Here is a 19131-nt window from a genome sequence, read left to right as displayed (position 1 = left end):
GGGCGGCGGCACGCCCACCGCGTAATCAGCCGCGGCGCAGGCGGATCGTGAGGATCTGGAACGGGCGGAGGGTCAGGGGGATCCCGCCGTCCCGGGTGGGGGTGGCGACCGCCGCGCCCTCCAGCGGACGTTCGAGCAGGTCGCTCTCGATCGCCGCCGTGACCGGGAAGTCCGCCGTGAGCGTGGCCGTGGCGCGGCCGCCGCGGGACTCGTAGAGGCGGACGATCACGTCGCCGCCGCGGTCCTCGGCGAGTTTGACCGCCTCGACGACCACCGCGTCGTCGTCCACCGCCACCAGCGGGGCCACCGGGCCCGCGCCCGGCACCACGCGCTCGGGCAGGTTCAGCGCGTGGCCCTCGCGGACCGCGTCGCCGATCCCCGCGCCGGGCGCGAGCGCGAACCGCAGGCTGTGGGAGCCCTGGTCGGTCTCCGGGTCGGGATAGCGCGGGGCGCGCAGGAGCGAGAGCCGGATGGTGGTGGTCTGGCCGCCGTCGGCCCGCACGTCACGCGTCACGTCGTGCCCGTACGTCGATTCGTTGATCAGCGCGACCCCCCAGCCGGGCTCCTCCGCGTGGATCCAGCGGTGGGCGCAGATCTCGAACTTGGCCGCCTCCCAGGAGGTGTTGGTGTGAGTGGCCCGGTAGACGTGTCCGAACTGGGTCTCGGAGGCGGTCCGTTCGGCCTTCACGTCCAGCGGGAAGGCGGCCTTGAGGAACTTCTCGGTCTCGTGCCAGTCCACGTCCGTGACGATGTCGAGCGTCTTGGCACCGGCCCGCAGGGTGAGGGACTGGACCGCCTTCGAGCGGCCGAAGGAGCGGGTGATCCGGACGGTGACCGAGGACGGGCCGCTCTCGGTGACCTCCAGCGCGTCCAGCCCCACGAGGTCCGTGACCTTGTTGCGGTAGAACGCATCGATGTCCCAGGCGTCCCACATGTTCGGGAAGTCGGGGTGGATCTGGAGCAGGTTCGCCGCGGCTCCCGGCGCGAGCGACTCGCGGCGCGCCTCCAGGTCGTAGGCGGAGACGATCAGCCCGCGTCCGTCGATCTCCACCAGCAGCCGGCCGTTGGCCAGGACGTGCCCGCCGCCGTGCCGCTCCTCGACCGTGACGGGCTGATCCGCCTCGGCCGGGCGGCCCGCGCCTCCGGCCGGGATCCCGCGACGAGTGTGCGGGGCGCAGTTGAAGACCAGTTCCTCGGTGCCCTCCCCCGCGAGCGCCTGCTGCGCGGCCAGGGTGATCCCCTGGAGCTCCTCGCGAACCGCCCTGTACGTCTCGCGAGCCTCGCGGTGCACCCAGGCGATGGAGGAGCCGGGCAGGATGTCGTGGAACTGGTGCAGCAGCACCGTCTTCCAGATCCGCTCCAGGTCCTCGTACGGATACCCGTACCCCGCCGCCTTCACCGCGGCGGTGGCGGCCCACAACTCGGCCTCGCGCAGCAGCGATTCACTGTGCCGGTTGCCCTGCTTGGTCTTGGCCTGGGAGGTGTAGGTACCGCGGTGCAGCTCCAGGTAGAGCTCACCGGCCCAGACGGGCGCGTCCGGGTACTCGGCGTGCGCCTTCTCGAAGAAGGCGTCCGGCCGCTCGATCTCGACCCGCGGGGAGCCTTCGAGGTCCCGCTGGCGCTTCGCGCGGGCGAGGTGCTCGCGGGTGGGGCCGCCACCGCCGTCGCCCCAGCCGAAGGGGGTCAGCGACCGCGTACCCCGGCCCTTCTCGCGGTAGTTGCGGGCGGCGTGGGCCAGCTGGGCGCCGCCGAGGTCCGAGTTGTAGGTGTCGACGGGCGGGAAGTGCGTGAAGACGCGGGTGCCGTCGATGCCCTCCCACCAGAAGGTGTGGTGGGGGAACTTGTTGACCTGGGACCAGCAGATCTTCTGCGTCAGGAACCACTTGGAGCCGGAGAGCTTGACGATCTGCGGCATCGCGGCGGTGTAGCCGAAGGAGTCGGGGAGCCAGACGTTGTGGGTCTCGATGCCGAACTCGTCGAGGAAGAACTTCTTGCCGTAGAGGAACTGGCGGGCCATGGCCTCGCCGCCGACCATGTTGGTGTCGGACTCCACCCACATGCCGCCGACCGGCACGAACTGCCCGTCCGCGATCTTCTTCTTGATCCGTTCGAAGAGCTCGGGGCGGTACGTCTTGATCCAGTCGAGCTGCTGCGCCTGCGACATGGCGAAGACGAACTCGGGGTGTTCGTCCATCAGGTTGACCATGTTGGACGAGGTGCGCGAGACCTTGCGCACCGTCTCGCGCAGTGGCCACAGCCACGCGGAGTCGATGTGGGCGTGGCCGACCGCGCTGATCCGGTGCGCGGAGGCGTGGGCGGGGGCGGCGAGCACGCCCGCCAGGCACGTGCGGGCGGCGGCCGCCGTCCCTGCCACGTCGCCGAGGTCCACGGCGTCCAGTGCCGCTTCGACGGCGCGCAGGATCTCGTACCGGCGGGCGTCGGCGGTGTCGAGCTGCGTCATGAGGTCGTGGAGGACTTCGAGGTCCTGGACCAGTTCCCAGACCTCGGTCTCGAAGACGGTGAGGTCCATCCGGGCGAGCCGGTAGAGGGGCTGGTCGCCGCTGGTCAGCCGGTCGCCCTCGGACGTGGCCGAGTGGTCGACCAGGATCGGGTTGGAAGCGGCCTCGACGTACCACTCGACGCGCTCGCCGCCCGCGGCGCGATCGGCGACGCGCACCCAGTCGTTGTACGGGTTGAGCGCCTTGATCTCGCCGCCGTCGGACCGGTGGACCAGCCCCTCGCACTGGAACCCGGGCATCATCCGGTCGAAGCCGAGGTCGAGGACGGCTTCGACCGTACGGCCGGCCCAGTCGGCCGGGACGGTGCCGGTGACCTTGAACCAGGTGGTGCCCCAGGCCGGGCCCCACGTGTCGCCGATCGCGCACGGCTCGTACGCCGCCGCCAGACCCTCGGCCACGGGGACGGGCTCGCCCGGGGCCTCCCAGCGCGCGACGGTCAGCGGGACCGGGCGGGAGTGGACGGCGGGCTTGATGCGCTCCTTGAGGACCCGGCGGAGGCGGTGTTCGGTGATGCTGCGGTCGTCGTGCATGACGGCTGCTCCAGGGGAGGTGTGGTCATTGACGGGCGGCGGCGGACGGATCTGCTCAGGTCTTGACGGCTCCCTCGCCCACGCCTTTGAAGAAGAAACGCTGGAGCGCGAAGAAGAGGAGCATCGTCGGGATGAGCGCGGCCATCGCGCCGGCGGCGATGAGCCGCTGGTCGTTGACGGTGGTGGCGCCGGCCAGGGTCTTCAGGCCGAGTTGCAGGGTGTAGTGCTCGCTGTTGGTCAGGACCAGCAGGGGCCAGAGGAAATCGTCCCAGGCACCCATGAAGCTGGTGATGCAGACGACGGCCAGGGCGCCCTTGGCGGCGGGGAGGAACACCCGGGTGAAGCGGGTCCATTCGCCCGCGCCGTCCAGGACCGCGGCTTCCTCCACCTCCTTGGGTACGGACAGGAAGGCCGCCCGCATGATCATGATGTTCAGGACGGAGACCGCGCCGGGCAGCCAGACACCGATGAGGGTGTCGACCAGGCCCATCTCCCGGACGGTGAGGAACATCGAGATCATCACCGATTCGAAGGGGAACATCAGGGACGCCACCAGGACGGTGAAGACGGCCCTGCGGCCCTTCCAGCCGGCCCGGGAGAGGGCGTACCCGCCCATCGAGGCGAACAGCGTGTTCGAGGTGACGGCGAGGACGGCGACGATCAGGGTGTTGCCCACGTACTGCAGGAGCGGGAAGGACTCGGCGACCCGGACGTAGTTGTCGAGGGTGGGCTGCGAGGGCAGCACACCGTCGTACACGTTCTCCGTACGGCCGCGGATCGAGGTCAGGAACTGCCACACGATCGGGCCCAGCATGACCCCGAGCATCAGGGTCAGGGTGGCGTACCGGCCCGCGGGCCCGGTCCAGCGGCGCCTCAACGCTCGTCCCCCTTCGACAGGCGGCGGCCCAGCAGGCTGAAGACCAGCGTCAGGAGGAACAGCAGGATGGAGATCGCGGAGGCGTAGCCCGTCTCGCCGGAGAAACCGAGGCCGACCTGCCGGATGAGGAAGGGCAGGGTGCGGGCGCCGCCACCGGGACCGCCGCTCTCGCCGCCGAGGATGTATATCTCGGTGAAGACGCGCAGTGCCGAGATGGCGGAGAGGGTGCCGACCAGCAGCATCATCGGCTTCACCTGGGGGACGGTGATGCTGAAGAAGCGGCGGACGGGTCCGGCCCCGTCGAGTGCGGCCGCCTCGTAGAGGGAGGCGGACACGTTCCCGAGGGCCGCCAGGTAGAAGACCATGTAGTAGCCGAGGCCCTTCCATACCGTCACGATCATCGCGGAGACCAGCAGCATGGTGCTGTCGGTCAGGAACGGAACCGGCTCCGAGACGATGCGCAGCTTCAGGAAGACGGTGTTGACGAGGCCGTCGCTGCGCAGGACCCACTGCCAGATCAGGCCGACGACCACGGCGGAGGCGATCACCGGGGTGTAGAAGGCGGAGCGGAAGAACCCGATGCCGGGGACCTTGGTCCGGACGAGGACCGCGAGGGCCAGCGGCAGGAAGACCAGGCAGGGCACGACGACCACGAGGTACAGGACGCTGTTGCCGGTCGCGACCCAGAAGTCGGGGTCGGCGACGGCGCGGGTGTAGTTGTCGAAGCCGGTGAAGGCGCCGCCGCGCAGGATCCGGGAGTCGGTGAGGGAGAGGATGACGGTGTTGACGAACGGCCAGAGGCTGAACAGCGACACCATCACCAGGCCGGGGGCGAGGAACAGGTAGGGGGTCCACCACGCGCGGTGGGGCAGTCCGGTGTCCGTCTCCATGGCCGCCTTGGCCTTCCGCAGCTGCCTGCGGTTCGGGCTCCCGGAACGGGTCGGGCTCCCGGTGCCGCTCCGGCTCCCGTCCGCGCTCACGCCCACGCTCCCGTCCGCGCTCACGCTCGCGCTGGTCGCGCTGGTCGCGCCGGTCACTTGCGGGCCGCGTCGGCGAGCAGCTTGTTGGCCTCCTCCTGGGCCTTTTTCACCGCCGTGCGGGCGTCCTGTTCCCCCTTGATCGCCTTCTGCACCTCGCGTACGACGGCGTCGCCCACCTGGTTGGTCCACTCGACGGGGGTGTTGGCGTCGAGTTCGGCCGTCTTCAGCTGCTCGGCGCCGACAGCGCGGGCGAGGGTCTCCGCGTCCTTGCCGTCGCCCCTGTCCGCGAAGTACGGGTCGGCGAGGCCGCGGGCGTTCGACGGGTAGATGGTGGCCTTCTTGGAGAACTCCACCTGGTTGGGGCCGTTGGTCACCCACTTGGCGAACTCGGTCGCCGCGTCGAGGTGCTTGGTGTCCTTCTTGATGCCGAGGCACTGGGCGTAGATGCCTATGTGGCCGAGCTTGCCGGTGACGGCGCCGGCGACCTGGGTGCCCGCGTAGACCTGGGGCGCGTTCTGCTTGATGTCCTTGACGAAGCCAGGGGAGCCGGGGCCGAAGACGAGCTTTCCGCCGCCGTAGAGCTGGTTGATGTCGTCTGCCTTGAGGAGGGACTCCTTGGGCATGGCGCCCTTGGCGTACAGGTCCTTCATCCGCTCCACCCACGCGACGGCGGTGTCGGTGTCGAAGGTGAACCGTTCCCGTTTCCCGTCGAGGAGGGGGACGCCCATCTTCTGCCAGTCGCCGGGCAGCCGGCCCTTGGGATCGGCCATGAAGGCGGAGTACCGCCCGCCGGACGAGGCGGCGATCTTCTCGGCGTAGTCGAAGAACTGCTCCACGCTGGTGGGCGGCTTGGCCGGGTCCAGGCCGGCCTTCTCGAAGAGCTCCCTGTTGTACGTGAGGATCTCCGGGGTCACGTACCAGGGGTACGCGTACACGCCGTCGCCCTTGCCCGGGAGTCTGAACTGCTCCCAGGCGCCCGGGACGTACTCGCCGGCCACCGCACCGTCGAGCTTGGCGACGTCGGCGAGCATGCCCCGGTCGCCGAGGAGCTGGAAGGAGTCGGTGGAGAGGTTGACCACGTCCGGGAGGACCCCTGCCTGGGCGTCGGCGACGAGCTTCTCGTTGTAGCCGTCGCCCGGGACGTCCTCCCATCTGACCTTGACCTCGGGGTACTTCTTCTCGAAGCCGTCGATCACGCCCTGCACGTACGCGGTGAAGGTGGGCTTCAACTGGAGTGTGCGGAAGGTGATCTCACCGGCCACCCGGCCCGTCTTCGCGGCCTCCTCGACCTCCCCCGAGCCGCCGCTCATGCCGCACGCGGCGGTCGAGAAGAGGATGCCTGCCGCCAGCGCGGCAACGGCGATACGGGTCGGGTTCGCAACGTTCATCGTCGCCGCCTTCGCAGAAGTCCGGCCTCATTGCCGGAGGCGGTGCCCACGGTCGTCCGAAACCAAGACCTCGTCAATGAGGCAGAGGTCCAATTGGCCGGTGACACCCGTGTACCTCATGGCATGACAAGGCCTCCGCACACTGGAGAGAGCATCAGAACAACCACCCCGACCTGCACTGATGCGCTTTAGTTCCAAGGCATTTGACGAGGGTATCGATTCGATAACGAAGCTGGCGCTCCGTCATGATGTGACTCTTTACCGACGGTTCGCGAGGCGCGGCACTAATGCGCTTTACCTCGCGCGCCGCTAAACCCCTACTTCATCGGGTACTCGGTCTTCTCCGCGAGCTTGCCGTCCTTGAAGCAGAAGCGGAGCACGGTCTCCTTGCCGTTCTTGGGAGCGCCGCTGGATACGTACCAGGAGCAGGTGCTGCCCTCGGGCTCGGCCGGGCCGCCCTCCTTGAGGGCGCTCTTGACGAAGGAGTCGCCCGACGGGAGCTTGGCGCGGACCTCGCCCTCCGCGTCGCCGGTCTTCACCGCCTCGTAGACCTCGGGGTCGACCAGGGTCTTGTCGGCCATGTCGAGGACCTTCCCCATCCCGAAGACCGCCGCCACGGCCAGGCCGGTGCCCAGCACCAGCGCCACCCCGCAGCCGATCAGACAACCCTTGCGCTGTGCCACGCCCGTTCCTCCGTGTCGAGTCGTACCGTGTCCGGCGGTGTTCGCCGGACACTCCGACCTTCGCAAGGGGCGCGGGCCGCGGGCTGTCCTCCAAAGTCGTCGGCCGGCGCGACGATCGTCGCTCAGATCCCGGGGGCCACGAGGTCCGCGGGGTCGGTGTTGGCCCCGCAGAGGATGACGGCGACCCGCTCGCCCAGCGGCCGGGACGCGCCCCGCAGCGCCGCCAGCGCGGTGGCGGCGCCCGCCTCGACCACGATCCGGTGTTCCTCCCAGAGCGCGCGCCGGGCGGCCGTGATCGCCTCGTCCGGGACGAGCACCGACCGCACGGTCTCGTCCCGTGCGGCGGCCAGCGCATCGGCGGAGACCCGGGTGGCTCCGAGGGAGTCGGCGGCCACGGAGTCCACGGCGACGTCCACGGGGCGGCCGGCCGCCAGGGCCGCGTTCAGGGCCCGGCAGTTCTCCGGCTCGGAGGCGACCACCCGTACGCCGTGTTCGCGGGCGGCGGTGGCGACGCCGGCGAACAGTCCCCCGCCGCCGACGGCCACGACCACGGTGTCCAGCCCGGGCAGGGCGGCCCGGATCTCGTCGAGCAGGGTGCCGGCGCCCGCCGCGATGAGCGGATGGTCGTAGGCGTGACTGCTCAGGGCACCGCTCGCGGCGGCGAACTCCTCGCAGGCGGCCAGCGCTTCGGCGTACCGGTCCCCGACGAGCCGTACCTCCGCGCCGTACCCGCGCAGCCGGTCCACCTTCACCCGGGGGGCGCTGGCGGGCAGGAACACGGTCGCGGGCACGGACTGGGCACGGGCCGCCCAGGCGCAGGCGAGTCCCGCGTTGCCACCGGAGGCGATGGTGACGCCGGCGGCCGGGAGGGTGCCGGCCTCGCGGTGGGCGGCGAGGAAGTTGCGCGCGCCGCGGGCCTTGAAGGAGCCGGTGTGCTGGAGGTGTTCCAGTGCGTACCAGACGCCCTCGGCCGCCGGGGCCACGGCGACGGGCCGTACCGCTCCGGCGATCCGGTCGGCGGCGGCGCGCACGGCGGCGTAGTCGAGCTGCTGTTCCGGTTGCATGGTCTGTCTCCCCGTTCAGGCGGCGGGCGTGGCGGGCCGGGCGGCCTCGATCAACTGGCGCAGGGCGCCGTAGTACACCTCGTGGTCCGTCAGCGGTGGCAGTACCTCGGCCAGGGCGCCCGTGAGCACCGGGAACTCGGCCGGATCCAGCGCGGCCAGGGCCGCCCGGGAGGCGGCGGTGGCCCCGGCGGCGTCCCGGTGGTCCACGAAGGCCGCGCTGCCCAGCGTGAGCAGGTACATGCGGCGGTAGACGGTCATCGCCTCCGCGGCGGTCATCCCGGCGGCCACGCTGTCGGCGAGCGCGGGCTCCACGAGCCGGGCCAGCAGCTGCCGCCCGAGCCAGGGGCGGCCACCGCGCAGGACCAGCAGTCCGGGGTGGGCGGTGAGCAGCCGGTACAGCGCGCCGAACCGCTGCTCGGCGGCGTCCGCCCAGTCCGTTCCGGCGGGGACGTCGGGCAGCTGCGCGGCCAGGTGCTCGGTACAGAGGTCCAGCAGCCCGGCGAGGTCGGCGCAGCGGCGCTGGACGGTGGCGTGGGAGACGTCGAGCCGGTCGGCGAGGGCCCGGAAGCTCAGGGCCGCGGGCCCTTCCTCGTCAAGGATGCGCAAGGCGGCGACGGCGATCGTCTCGGGCGTGGCCCGGTCCAGGGCGGCTGATCTCCTCGGCATGAGATACACCGTAACATACGCCGTATCACGCCTTCGGCGCGCACCGACTGCGGCCATATTGCTGGTCATTGGCGGATAATCATCGACTTGTGTTGACAGTCGGTAGTCGCATCGCTGCACTGGGCGCACGACTGCCCCACGTCCACGTCAAGGAGACTCCGTGCCGCTTCGCCTGCGTGCCTCGCTCCCCTGTCTGACCGCGGCCGCCCTGTTCGCCCTGGCGCTCTCCCCCGCCCCGGCGGGGGCCGAGCCCACCGCGACCTCGGACACCCCGCTCGCGCTCACCCCGCCCATGGGCTGGAACAACTGGGCGCACTACATGTGCGACATCGACGAGGCCAAGGTCGTCGCGAACGCCGACGCCCTCGTGTCCACCGGCCTCGCCGCCAAGGGCTACGACACGGTGACCGTCGACGACTGCTGGATGACCAGGAGCCGCGACGCGCAAGGGGCGCTGGTCGTCGACACGAAGAAGTTCCCGCACGGCATGGCCTGGCTCGGCGACTACCTGCACGCCAAGGGCCTGAAGTTCGGCATCTACGAGGACGCCGGCTCCCTCACCTGCGAGAAGTACCCCGGAAGCGGCGCCCCGCAGGGCGGCGGCGAGGACCACTACGCGCAGGACGCCCGGCAGTTCGCCTCCTGGAACGTCGACTACGTCAAGATGGACGGCTGCAACCTGTGGGTTCCGGAGGGCAGGACGAAGGAGCAGGCTTACCGGGACGCGTACAACGCCGTGGCCTCGGCCCTGCGCGCGAGCGGCCGGGACATGGTGCTGTCCGCCTCCGCGCCCGCCTACTTCCAGCAGGGTGAATGGGGCGGCTCCGACTGGCACAAGGTCCTCGACTGGGTCGGCGAGACCGGCCAGCTGTGGCGCGAGGGCCGCGACATCCAGGTCTACAAGCCCGCCGCCCCCGCCACCTCCCGGTGGAGTTCCGTCATGGGCAACTACGGCTACAACCGCTGGCTGGGCCGGTACGCGGGCCCCGGCAACTGGAACGACCCCGACTTCCTGATCGCGGGCGCGCCCGGGCTCACCGCGGCCGAGAGCCGCAGCCAGGTCGCCCTCTGGGCCATGATGGCGGCGCCGTTCATCCTGTCCTCCGAGGTCTCGAAGCTGACCCCGGAGGGGGTCGCGGCCCTCGGGAACACCCGGATGATCGAGCTGGACCAGGACCCCATGGGCCGGCAGGGGGCCGTGGTCTCCTCCAACGCCACCTTCGAGATCCTGGTGCGGCCGCTCGCGAACGGTGACCGCGCGGTGGCCGTGCTCAACCGCTCGGGCAGCACCCGGGACATCAACGTGCCGCTGGACGAGATCGGGCTGCCGTCCTGCACGGCCGACGCGCGGGACCTGTGGAGCGGGGAACGCCGGGTGGTCTCCGAGACGTTGACCGGGAAGCTGGCCGGTCACGATACGGCCGTCTGGCGGCTCACCCCGCGCGGCTGCGGCCAGGCCGTACCGACCGGACAGATCGTCGGTAACGGCGCCAAGTGCGCCGACGGGGCCAACACCACGGGTGTCGGCGCGGTCGTCATGGGGACGTGCACCGGAGCCCCCGACCAGCGGTGGACCCTGGGCGGGGACGCGAGCCTGCGGCTGGCCGGCGAGTGCCTGTCGGCCGGCGAGGACGGCCTGGTGGAGCTGGCGGACTGCGCGTCCGCGGAGGCAGAGCAGCCGGGCCAGGGCTGGGCGCACCGCCGCGGCGGGGCCGTCGTGGAGAAGGCGAGCGGACTGTGCCTGACGGCCCCGGCCGCGGCCGCAACCCCGGACGCCCCGGCCGAGCGGCTGCGGCTGACCCCCTGCGGCGACCACCGGGTCGACCAGGCCTGGGCCCTGCCGGCCTGACGGCGCCCGGATGACGAACCCGAACCCGACGCCGAACCGGACGCCGATGCCCATGCCTTTGCCCTTGCCCGAGCCACTGCCGGCGCCCGCTCCGGCGCGCCTCCCGACGCCCCTGTCACAGCCCCAGCCCCTACCCCTGCCGGCACCGGCATCCGCACCGGCACCACGAAGCGAACTCCTGCCGGTGCCCCCGTCCGAGCCCACGCCCGTGGCCGAACCGGTGCGACCGCCGGATTCGTCGCCCGTGCCGTCGCAGTCGCCGGACCCCGTGCCGGGCCCCGTGCCCGTGCCGGAGGCACGGCGGGTGCGGCGAGTGCGGCGAGTGCGGCTGGGCCGACGGCTGCCGGTCCCCCGCCCCGCCGTCCTCGCCGCCCTCCCCGCGGCGATGGTCGCCCTGCTCTGCGCGGCGCCCGCGCCCGGAGCGACCGCGCCGGGCGCGGCATCGCCCGCACAGGCCGGCGTACGGACCGATGCGCGGACCGGTGCGCGGGAAGGCGTGCGGGAAGGCGCGCACGCGGTCGGACCCGGAAAGGCCGGGCGGCCCGTACGCCTCCCCGCACCCGGCGCCGTACAGCCGGGGGCTCCGCGCCCCAGGACCTTCGACGTGGCGCCCGCGCGGGCCGCCCTCGCGCGGCTGCTGCCGCGCCACGCCGGGCAGTTCACCCTCGTGCCCGACACCGCGGCCGCCGCCGACACCTTCACCGTCTCCGGCACCCCGGGCGCGGTCACCGTGCGCGGCAGCACCGGCGCCACCCTGCTCACCGGTGTGGGCTGGTACCTCCAGCACGTCGCCGGGGCCGACATCGGCTGGCCCGGCGACAGCATCGGCATGCTGCCCGCCGAGCTGCCGGGTGTCCCGGCGCCGGTGACCCGCAGCGCGCTCGTACCGCACCGGTACGCGCTCAACGACACGGACGACGGCTATTCGGGCCCGTACCGCTCCTTCGAGGAGCATCAGCGGCAGATCGACCTGCTCGCCCTGCACGGCGTCAACGAGGTGTTCGTCCAGGTCGGCGCCGAGTACCCGTACTACCGGGCGCTGCAGGACTTCGGCTACTCCGCCGAGGAGCTGCGCAGGTTCATCCCCGGCCCCGGCCACCAAAGCTGGTGGCTGCTGCAGAACCTGAGCGGCTTCGGCGGCCCGGTCTCGGAGCGGCTGATGCGCGAGCGCGCCGAGCTGGGCGGCCGGCTCGCGGACCAGTTGCGCGGGCTCGGCATGACCCCGGTGCTGCCCGGCTACTTCGGTACCGTGCCGCCGGAGTTCGCCGCCCGCAACCCGGACGCGGCCACCGTGCCGCAGGGCGACTGGGCGGGCTTCGACCGGCCGGACTGGCTGGACCCGGCCTCACCGGCGTTCGGGAAGCTGGCCGCCGCGTACTACGCCGAGCAGCGCGCGGTGTTCGGGGACAGCACGATGTACCGGATGAGCCCGCTGCACGAGGGCGGCCAGACCGGCTCGGTGGACGTGAAATCCGCCGCGGGGGCCATCCAGGCCGCTCTGCACGCCGCCCATCCGGGCGCGCTGTGGGCCGTGCTGGGCTGGCAGGACGACCCGACCCCGGAGCTCCTGTCGGGGGTGGACACCTCGAAGCTGCTGATCCTGGACGGGCTGTCGGACCGGTACAACCGGCTGGACCGCGAGACCCGCTGGGGCGGCGCCCCGTACGCGATGGGGACCATCTTCAACTTCGGCGGGCACACCACGGTCGGGGCGAACACGTCGGTGTGGATCGAGCGCTTCGGCCCCTGGCGCGCCAAGAGCAACAGCGCGCTGAGCGGGATCGCCTACCTGCCGGAGGCCACCGGTACCAATCCGGCGGCCTTCGACCTCTTCACCGACCTGGCCTGGGAGCCGGGTCCGATCGACCAGCGCCGGTGGTTCGCCGACTTCGCGGCCCGCCGCTACGGCCGGCCGGACGCCGAGGCCGCGGCGGCGTGGGAGGAGCTGCGCAAGGGGCCGTACAGCACCTCGTCGGGGCTGTGGTCGGAGTCTCAGGACAGCCTGTTCACCGCCCGGCCGAGCCTGACCGCGGCGGGGGCGGCGTACTGGAGCCCCAAGTCCATGCGCTACCCGCCCGGTTCGGCCCGCCGGGCCCTGGACCACCTGCTCAAGGTGGACCCACGGCTGCGCGCCTCCAGCGCCTACCGCTTCGACCTGGTGGACACCGCCCGGCAGGCGCTCGCCAACCACTCGCGGGTGCTGCTGCCGAAGATCAAGGCGGCGTACGAGGCCGGAAACCTGACACTCTTCCGCGAGCTGACCGCCGAATGGCGGGACGCAGAAGGGAAGTTGGACGCCATCACCGGTTCCGACCCGAACTTCCTGCTGGGCCGCTGGCTCGACCGGGCCCGCGCGGCGGGCGCCGACCGGGCCGAGCAGGACCGGTACGAGTACGACGCCCGCTCGGTCCTCAGCGTGTGGGGGCCGCGCGGCACCAGCGAGGGCGGGTTCCTGCACGACTACGCGAACCGTGAATGGAGCGGCCTGATCTCGGAGTTGTACGCCCGCAGGTGGGACGCGTACTTCGATTCTCTGGAGGAGGCGCTGGTCGGCCGGGCCACACCGCGCGAGATCGACTGGCACGCCTTCGAGGAGGAATGGGCCCGACGGACCACCCGGCATCCGGTCCGGCCGACCGGGGACCCGTACGCCCTGGCCGCCGGGATCGCCGCGTCCCTCCCGGCGGCGACGGCGGTGGCCGGGGCGACAACGCATTGATGTCACCGCCGAGCGGGGTGATGATCGCCTTATCGGGTGATCATCACCCGGCCGGGGGAAAGCCGTTCCCCGTTCGAGGGAGCGGACACCGGGCCCTCCGCCGCGTGGGGCCGACTTGGAAAAGATCTGGGCATGTCCGAGACCGAACAGGAGCAAGCCCCGGCCGTACTGGTCGCCGAGGGGGTGGTGGAGCTCCGCAAGCGCCGGGCCATGCCCGATCACGGCTGGGGCGAAGACATCCCGGACGACCGCTCCGTGGACGACGGCACGGTGCCGCTCGCCCGGGCGGCCGGCGCGCGCGGCCCGGCCGCGGGCGCCGCCGCCGGGGGCTGACCTACCGTGGGCTTGTCGGCAGAAGAACGGAACGGTGAACCCGCATGGACCGTGCGAAGGCAGACCCGGGGCGCCGGCGGCTCCTCTTCTTCGGAGCGGTCAGCGGGGTGGTGGCCGCCGCCGCGGGGCTGGCCCTGGCCGAGCTGGCCGCAGCCGTCGTCCGGCCCGAGTCCTCCCCGGTCACGGCGGTCGGGGCGGCCGTGGTCGACCGCACGCCCGCGGCCCTCAAGGAGTGGGCGATCCAGCAGTTCGGCACCGCCGACAAGCTGGTGCTGACGCTCGGCATCGTCGCCGTCCTGGGCGTGGTCGCCGTCGCGGCCGGGATGCTCGCCGTCCGTCATCTCGTCGCCGGGATGGCCGTCGCCGCCTGCTTCGGGTTGCTGGGGGCGGCGGCCGCGCTCAGCCGCCCGGCGGCGTCCTGGCGGGACGCGCTGCCGTCGCTCGTGGCCGGGGCGACCGCGGCCGGGGTGCTGTACCTGCTCGTCACGGCGGTGAGACGGGCCCGGCCGGCCGGGGCTCCGTCCGGCGGCGCCCGGTCGATGGACCGCCGCGGCTTCGGCCGGCTGGTCGCCGCCATCCTCGCGGTTTCTGCCGTGGCCGGATTCGCCGGGCGGCGCCTCGGTGCCCACGGCTCCGCCGGAGCGACGGCCTCCCGGGCCCGCTTCCGCCTCCCGCGGCCCGCCGTGCCCGCGCCGCCGGTGCCCCCCGGAGCGGATCTCGGGGTGCCCGGAGTCGGCCCCTTCGTCACCCCCAACCGGGACTTCTACCGTGTGGACACCGCCCTGGTGGTACCGCGCGTGGACGCGGACACCTGGCGGCTGCGCATCCACGGGGAAGGGGTGAGCAGGCCGCTCACCCTCGATCTTCGGGAGCTGCTCGCCCGCCCCCTGGTCGAGCACGACATCACCCTCTGCTGCGTGTCCAACGAGGTCGGCGGCCCTTACGCGGGCAACGCCCGCTGGCTCGGCGTCCGTCTCGCGGACCTGCTCCGCGAGGCCGGGGTCCGGCCGCCGTCCCAGGGCGGTCCGGCCGACCAGCTGGTGTCGCGCTCGGTGGACGGCATGACGCTGGGCACGCCCGTCGAGACCGTCATGGACGGCCGGGACGCCTTGCTGGCCGTCGGGATGAACGGTGAACCGCTGCCCTTCGCGCACGGCTTCCCGGTCCGGATGCTCGTACCGGGCCTGTACGGGTACGTCTCCGCCTGCAAATGGCTGAGCGAGCTGCGCCTGACCACCTTCGCCGCGTACGACGCGTACTGGGTGCGCCGGTCCTGGGCGGCGATGGGGCCGGTCAAGACGCAGTCGCGGATCGACACCCCGCGCCCGTCCACGACGCTCGTGCCGGGCCCGGTGCCGGTCGCGGGGGTGGCATGGGCACAGCACCGCGGAATCACGCGGGTCGAGGTACGGGTGGACGGCGGCCCGTGGCAGGAGGCGCGGCTGGGGGCCTCGGACGGCGACGACACTTGGCGCCAGTGGGTATGGCCGTGGCAGGCGACGGCCGGCCGGCACACCCTGGAGGTCCGCGCAACGGACCGTACCGGCGTTCCCCAGACGGGGGAACGCGCCGGGACCCTGCCCGACGGGGCGACCGGCTGGCACACGGTGACGGTCCGCGTCGGGCCGGGTGGGTGAGCCGTGGCGCTGACCGGTGCGCCGTTCCCCTGGATCTCGACGAGGGGCCGACCCACAGAGGCATTCCGTCAGGAGTCCTAGGGCTCCACCAGGCGGACCGGCAGCGACTGCACGTTGTTGCTGATGAAGCTGCGCTGGTACGGGAGTTCGCCCTCGGGGACCGCGAGATGGAGGTCGGGGAAGCGGGTGAAGAGGCGCTCCAGTGCGACCGTGGCCTCCAGCCGGGCGAGCGGGGCGCCCATGCAGTAGTGGGCGCCGTGACCGAAGGAGAGGCTGCGGGCGGCCGTGGGGCGGGTGATGTCGAAGCGGTCGGCGTCCGGGCCGTGGAAGGCCTCGTCGCGGCCGGCCGCGGTGTATCCGGCGAGCACCGGGGTGCCCTTCGGGATCACGGTGCCGTCGAGGGTCAGGTCGCGCGTGGGGTAGCGGAAGGGGAACCAGCTGACCGGGCCGTCCCAGCGCAGGGTCTCGTCCACCACGTCCGACCAGGTCGCCTTGCCGTCCAGGACGAGGGCGAGCTGGTCGCGGTGGGCGCACAGGGCGCGGACGGCGTTGGTGACGAGGTTGAGGGTGGTCTCGTGGCCCGCGACGAGCATCAGCCTCATGGTGCCGATGAGTTCGGCCTCGCTGAGCCGGTCGCCGTCGTCCTCGCGCGCGGCGATCAGGGCGCTGGTGAGGTCCTCGCCCGGGGTCTCCCGCCGGACGGCCGCGATGGTGCCGATCAGGGCGACGAGTTCCTGGAGGGCGGCCATCTTCTCGGCAGGGGTGACGTCGGTGGCGATGATGACCGTGTTGGTCAGGTGGTGCAGTCTGCCCCGGTGCTCGGGGTCCACGCCGAGCAGCTCGCAGATGACGTTCATAGGGAGCGGGAGCGCGAAGTGCGCGTACAGGTCGGCGACCCCGTCGGGGGCCTCGGCAGCCGCCCGCCCGAGGTCGTCGAGGAGTTCTGCGGTCAGCTCCTCGACGCGCGGCCGCAGCCGTTCGACCTGGCGGGCCGTGAAGGCCTTGCCGACCAGCGAGCGCAGGCGCCGGTGGTCGGCGTCGTCGGCGGTGTGCATGCCCTGGGCGTTGGCGAAGACCCGCAGCGGCCAGTCCGGGGGGATCGTGCCGTCGTGCAGGGACGGGAAGTGCCGTGCGTCCTTGGCCACGTCGGGGTGGGCGAGGAACTCCTTCAACGCGTCGTGCCCGAGAACGACCGCGCCGGGCACTCCTCCGGGCAGGACGACCTCCGCCACGGCGCCCCGGGCACGCAGCCGGGCGTTGAGGGCGTGCGGACAGCCGCCGAGGGGGTCGATCACGTGCGGGGTGTCCGAGGCGTGCGGGGCGGGTGAAGTGTGGGACGACAAGCCGGATCTCCTGACCTGAGGAACGGGACTCGGCCAACAGTGCGACGTGCGGGGCGGGTTGTACAAGTCCGCCCCGCCCCGTCTCAGAACCAGTTGACGGTCAGCGCGAAGGCCGTACCGGCGGTGGCCCCGGTGGAGTCGGTGGCGGTGGCGGTGACCTGGACCGTGCCGCTGCCCCAGGGCTTTCCGGTGACCCGTCCGGTGGCGCTGTCGAGGGTCAGGCCCCACGGCAGTCCGGTGGCCGCGTACCGGACGGGGGGCTTGCCGCCGGTGGTGGTGAGCTGGACGGTGCAGGACTGGTTGAACTTGCAGGTCTGGGGGCCGGGGTTGGCGAGCTTCAGATCCCCTGGTGTGGGAGTGGGGGTCGGCGTGGGTGTCGGCGTGGGAGTGGGGGTCGGCGTGGGAGTGGGCGTCGGCGTGGGAGTGGGCGTGGGAGTGGGCGTCGGCGTCGGGGTGCTGCCGCAGCCCGGGGCGGCCTCCGGCGGCAGCGGTACCCGCCAGATCTGGGTGTCGTTCTCCGACCCGACGAGCAGGCTCGCACAGTCGGCGTACGTCACCGTCTCGCCCTGCGACTGGGCGGGCAGCGCGACGTCCGCGAGCTTGAGCCCCGAGGTGTCGTACACGGAGGCCGTGTTGGCGCCGAGCGGCCCGCCGCTGCGGAGCGTGTACGAGGCTCCCGTCGGCGAGAACGCCCCGTCGGTGGCGAACACCGGGCCCGGCCGGACCGCCGTGAGGGTGTTGACCTGTCCGGTCACCGGTGGCAGCGGCGCCTGGTACAGCTGACCGGTCGCGCCGATGACTTTGCTCGCGATGTAGAGCCGTCCGGTGACGGGGTCGGCGAGCAGGGACTCGGCGTCGTGCCTGCCGTCGGCGTAGGTGAACCGGTAGGTGCCCGGCGTCACCGTGGCGTTGGTGAGCTGCGCGGGTTCGGCGAAGCCGTGCACGGTGATCTCCGCGCGGCCGCTGAAGTTGTCCCCGATGTCGCCGACCAGGATCGTGGGACCGCCCGCGGCGTCCTTGCCGATCGCCAGTCCCTCCCAGTCGGTGTTGCCGACGCCGGAGACGGTGAACGTGGCCGCGAGCCGGCCGGTGGCGGTGGTGCAGTCGATCGCGAAGACCTGGTTGGTGTTTCCGCTGTCGTTGACGGCGTAGAAGACGCCCGGGTGGCGGCGGCTCATGGCGAGGCCGCTGAGTTCGGCCAGGCCGCCGGGGAGGGTGCACTTCTTCTCCGGCACCAGGGAGCCGGCGGCCGAGGGGGCCCGAACGACCGAGGGGGCGGGCGTGGCCGCCGAGGGCGTGACCGAGGCGGCGGGCGAGGCGGTGGCGGTGGCGGTGGCGGTGGCCATCCAGGCCACCGCGGGCAGGAGCGTGGCGAGGGCCGCGGTCGCGAGTGCGGCGGCCCGTGGGGGTGTCAGGAGTCGGGACATGCCCACCATGTGATGGCACGTCAGTCTGTGGTACCAGACCCCCTCCCCTCCCGTTCGAGCATCGTTCAATGCCGAGTCGGCATGACCGGTCAGCGCACCGGTTCCCGTACGGGCGCGGTCCGACCCGCGTGCGCGATGAACGCGCGGGCCGCGCGGCTCAGCGGCCGCCGTGCGTGCGCGATGCCCACCGGGCGCAGCAGGGGCGGCGTGAAGGAGCGGATCTCCGCCCTGCTGCCGAAGGCCCTCGACACCACGTCGCGGTACCAGATGAGCGAGCCGCGGCCGTCGGTCACGCCGGTGACCCAGGCCAGGCGCTCGTCGACCTCCAGGGAGGGCACGGGCCGCACTCCCAGACAGCTGAACATGGCCTCCATCTCGGTGCGCCGGCCGGTTCCGGGGGTGGGCAGCACCATCGGCAGTCCGTCGAGCATGCGGAACGGCAGCGGGTGGGGCAGCCGGGAGCCGATCGGCGAGATCAGCACCACCTCGCGCTCCTGGATGTGGTGGGTGGAGAGCTCCTTGTCGACGGGCAGGTCGACGAGCGCCAACTCGGAGCGTCCGTACTTGAGTTCCTGGACCAGCGCCTCCCGGCTGTCGTGCTGCTGGATCCTGACGTCCACGCCGGGATGCTTCTCGGTGAAGGCCGCGACCAGGTCGGTGGCCAGGTCGAGGGCGAGGGTGGGCGTGGTGACGAGGGTGAGGACGGCCCGGGTGTCCTTGCCGTGGGGGGTCCCGATGTCGTCGATGGCCTCCACCGCGTTGAGTACGGTGCGGGCCAGCCGGACGACCCGGGCTCCCTCCGGTGTGAGATCCACCCCCCTTCCCCGGCGTGCGAGAAGTTCGACGCCGAGGTCGCGCTCCATGGCCTGGACGGCCCGGGACAGCGCGGACTGGGCGACGAAGACGGCGGCGGCCGCTCCGGTGATGGAGCGGCAGTCGGCGACGGCGACGAGGTAGCGGAGTTGCGCGAGCGTGGGGGTCATGACCGGACGGTATCCGCGCGAGGTTGTACCCGTAAGGGCCACCGGGTGAACAACTGCCCGACCTGAAAGGGGTGTTCATGCCGGGTCGGCGGAAAGACATGCCGGTGCGGCATGAACCCGCTGCGTGTCGTAC

At 72.3% G+C, this 19131-nt stretch carries 14 protein-coding genes; 4 read left to right on the top strand and 10 right to left on the bottom strand.

Annotated features, from left to right (window positions below; all coding sequences use genetic code 11):
* Nucleotides 1-25: 25 nt before the first annotated feature.
* The 7 genes from AB0D48_RS16515 to AB0D48_RS16485 form a co-directional block, all read right to left on the bottom strand.
* On the bottom strand, nt 26-3049 hold the full coding sequence (locus tag AB0D48_RS16515) for a glycoside hydrolase family 38 C-terminal domain-containing protein (protein WP_362396354.1): 3024 nt from the start codon (nt 3047-3049) through the stop codon (nt 26-28).
* Nucleotides 3050-3104: 55 nt separating this feature from the next.
* Nucleotides 3105-3926 (bottom strand): carbohydrate ABC transporter permease, encoded by an 822-nt coding sequence (locus AB0D48_RS16510; protein WP_362396351.1) that lies wholly within the window; start codon nt 3924-3926, stop codon nt 3105-3107.
* The gene (locus AB0D48_RS16505; RefSeq protein ID WP_362396538.1) at nt 3923-4816 is read right to left on the bottom strand and encodes a sugar ABC transporter permease; all 894 of its coding nucleotides are present in this window, start codon (nt 4814-4816) and stop codon (nt 3923-3925) included. The genes AB0D48_RS16510 and AB0D48_RS16505 overlap by 4 nt, the downstream gene beginning before the upstream one ends.
* A gap of 143 nt (nt 4817-4959) precedes the next feature.
* Nucleotides 4960-6294, bottom strand: a complete 1335-nt coding sequence (locus AB0D48_RS16500) for a sugar ABC transporter substrate-binding protein (RefSeq protein WP_362396348.1) — start codon at nt 6292-6294, stop codon at nt 4960-4962.
* Nucleotides 6295-6611: 317 nt separating this feature from the next.
* On the bottom strand, nt 6612-6977 hold the full coding sequence (locus tag AB0D48_RS16495) for a hypothetical protein (RefSeq protein ID WP_362396345.1): 366 nt from the start codon (nt 6975-6977) through the stop codon (nt 6612-6614).
* Nucleotides 6978-7099: 122 nt separating this feature from the next.
* Complete coding sequence (locus tag AB0D48_RS16490; RefSeq protein ID WP_362396342.1) at nt 7100-8041, bottom strand: serine/threonine dehydratase; 942 nt, start codon at nt 8039-8041, stop codon at nt 7100-7102.
* 15 nt (nt 8042-8056) lie between these two features.
* On the bottom strand, nt 8057-8707 hold the full coding sequence (locus tag AB0D48_RS16485; protein WP_362396339.1) for a TetR/AcrR family transcriptional regulator C-terminal domain-containing protein: 651 nt from the start codon (nt 8705-8707) through the stop codon (nt 8057-8059).
* A gap of 160 nt (nt 8708-8867) precedes the next feature.
* Here AB0D48_RS16485 and AB0D48_RS16480 point away from each other — a divergent pair, with 160 nt between their 5' ends.
* From AB0D48_RS16480 to AB0D48_RS16465, 4 genes are all read left to right on the top strand, one after another.
* Nucleotides 8868-10556: a ricin-type beta-trefoil lectin domain protein gene (locus AB0D48_RS16480; protein WP_362396336.1), complete on the top strand. Its 1689-nt coding sequence runs from the start codon at nt 8868-8870 to the stop codon at nt 10554-10556.
* A gap of 313 nt (nt 10557-10869) precedes the next feature.
* The gene (locus AB0D48_RS16475; protein WP_362396333.1) at nt 10870-13275 is read left to right on the top strand and encodes an alpha-N-acetylglucosaminidase; all 2406 of its coding nucleotides are present in this window, start codon (nt 10870-10872) and stop codon (nt 13273-13275) included.
* A 132-nt stretch (nt 13276-13407) separates the two neighbouring features.
* The gene (locus AB0D48_RS16470) at nt 13408-13608 is read left to right on the top strand and encodes a hypothetical protein (protein WP_362396330.1); all 201 of its coding nucleotides are present in this window, start codon (nt 13408-13410) and stop codon (nt 13606-13608) included.
* A gap of 44 nt (nt 13609-13652) precedes the next feature.
* Nucleotides 13653-15245: a molybdopterin-dependent oxidoreductase gene (locus AB0D48_RS16465; protein WP_362396327.1), complete on the top strand. Its 1593-nt coding sequence runs from the start codon at nt 13653-13655 to the stop codon at nt 15243-15245.
* Between the two features lie 77 nt (nt 15246-15322).
* Here the strand turns inward: AB0D48_RS16465 and AB0D48_RS16460 are convergent, their stop codons facing one another.
* The 3 genes from AB0D48_RS16460 to AB0D48_RS16450 all read right to left on the bottom strand — a co-directional run bounded on the left by AB0D48_RS16460 (nt 15323) and on the right by AB0D48_RS16450 (nt 18998).
* Nucleotides 15323-16588, bottom strand: coding sequence for a cytochrome P450 (locus AB0D48_RS16460; protein ID WP_362396324.1), 1266 nt, complete (start codon nt 16586-16588; stop codon nt 15323-15325).
* Between the two features lie 83 nt (nt 16589-16671).
* Nucleotides 16672-18015 (bottom strand): Ig domain-containing protein, encoded by a 1344-nt coding sequence (locus AB0D48_RS16455; protein WP_362396321.1) that lies wholly within the window; start codon nt 18013-18015, stop codon nt 16672-16674.
* 89 nt (nt 18016-18104) lie between these two features.
* Complete coding sequence (locus AB0D48_RS16450) at nt 18105-18998, bottom strand: LysR family transcriptional regulator (protein WP_362396318.1); 894 nt, start codon at nt 18996-18998, stop codon at nt 18105-18107.
* Nucleotides 18999-19131 lie beyond the last annotated feature (133 nt).

Source organism: Streptomyces sp. NPDC048269, from assembly GCF_040652395.1.
Classification (GTDB): Bacteria; Actinomycetota; Actinomycetes; order Streptomycetales; family Streptomycetaceae; genus Streptomyces.
The sequence above is the reverse complement of the archived record's forward strand: the minus strand, read 5'-3'. Positions and strand labels throughout refer to the sequence as shown.

What these genes read in the sequence shown, in the direction of transcription:
- AB0D48_RS16515 (WP_362396354.1), bottom strand. Translation starts at nt 3,049, where the DNA reads ATGCACGACGACCGCAGCATCACCGAACACCGCCTCCGCCGGGTCCTC.
- AB0D48_RS16505 (WP_362396538.1), bottom strand. Translation starts at nt 4,816, where the DNA reads ATGGAGACGGACACCGGACTGCCCCACCGCGCGTGGTGGACCCCCTAC.
- AB0D48_RS16500 (WP_362396348.1), bottom strand. Translation starts at nt 6,294, where the DNA reads ATGAACGTTGCGAACCCGACCCGTATCGCCGTTGCCGCGCTGGCGGCA.
- AB0D48_RS16490 (WP_362396342.1), bottom strand. Translation starts at nt 8,041, where the DNA reads ATGCAACCGGAACAGCAGCTCGACTACGCCGCCGTGCGCGCCGCCGCC.
- AB0D48_RS16485 (WP_362396339.1), bottom strand. Translation starts at nt 8,707, where the DNA reads ATGCCGAGGAGATCAGCCGCCCTGGACCGGGCCACGCCCGAGACGATC.
- AB0D48_RS16470 (WP_362396330.1), top strand. Translation starts at nt 13,408, where the DNA reads ATGTCCGAGACCGAACAGGAGCAAGCCCCGGCCGTACTGGTCGCCGAG.
- AB0D48_RS16465 (WP_362396327.1), top strand. Translation starts at nt 13,653, where the DNA reads ATGGACCGTGCGAAGGCAGACCCGGGGCGCCGGCGGCTCCTCTTCTTC.
- AB0D48_RS16455 (WP_362396321.1), bottom strand. Translation starts at nt 18,015, where the DNA reads ATGTCCCGACTCCTGACACCCCCACGGGCCGCCGCACTCGCGACCGCG.
- AB0D48_RS16450 (WP_362396318.1), bottom strand. Translation starts at nt 18,998, where the DNA reads ATGACCCCCACGCTCGCGCAACTCCGCTACCTCGTCGCCGTCGCCGAC.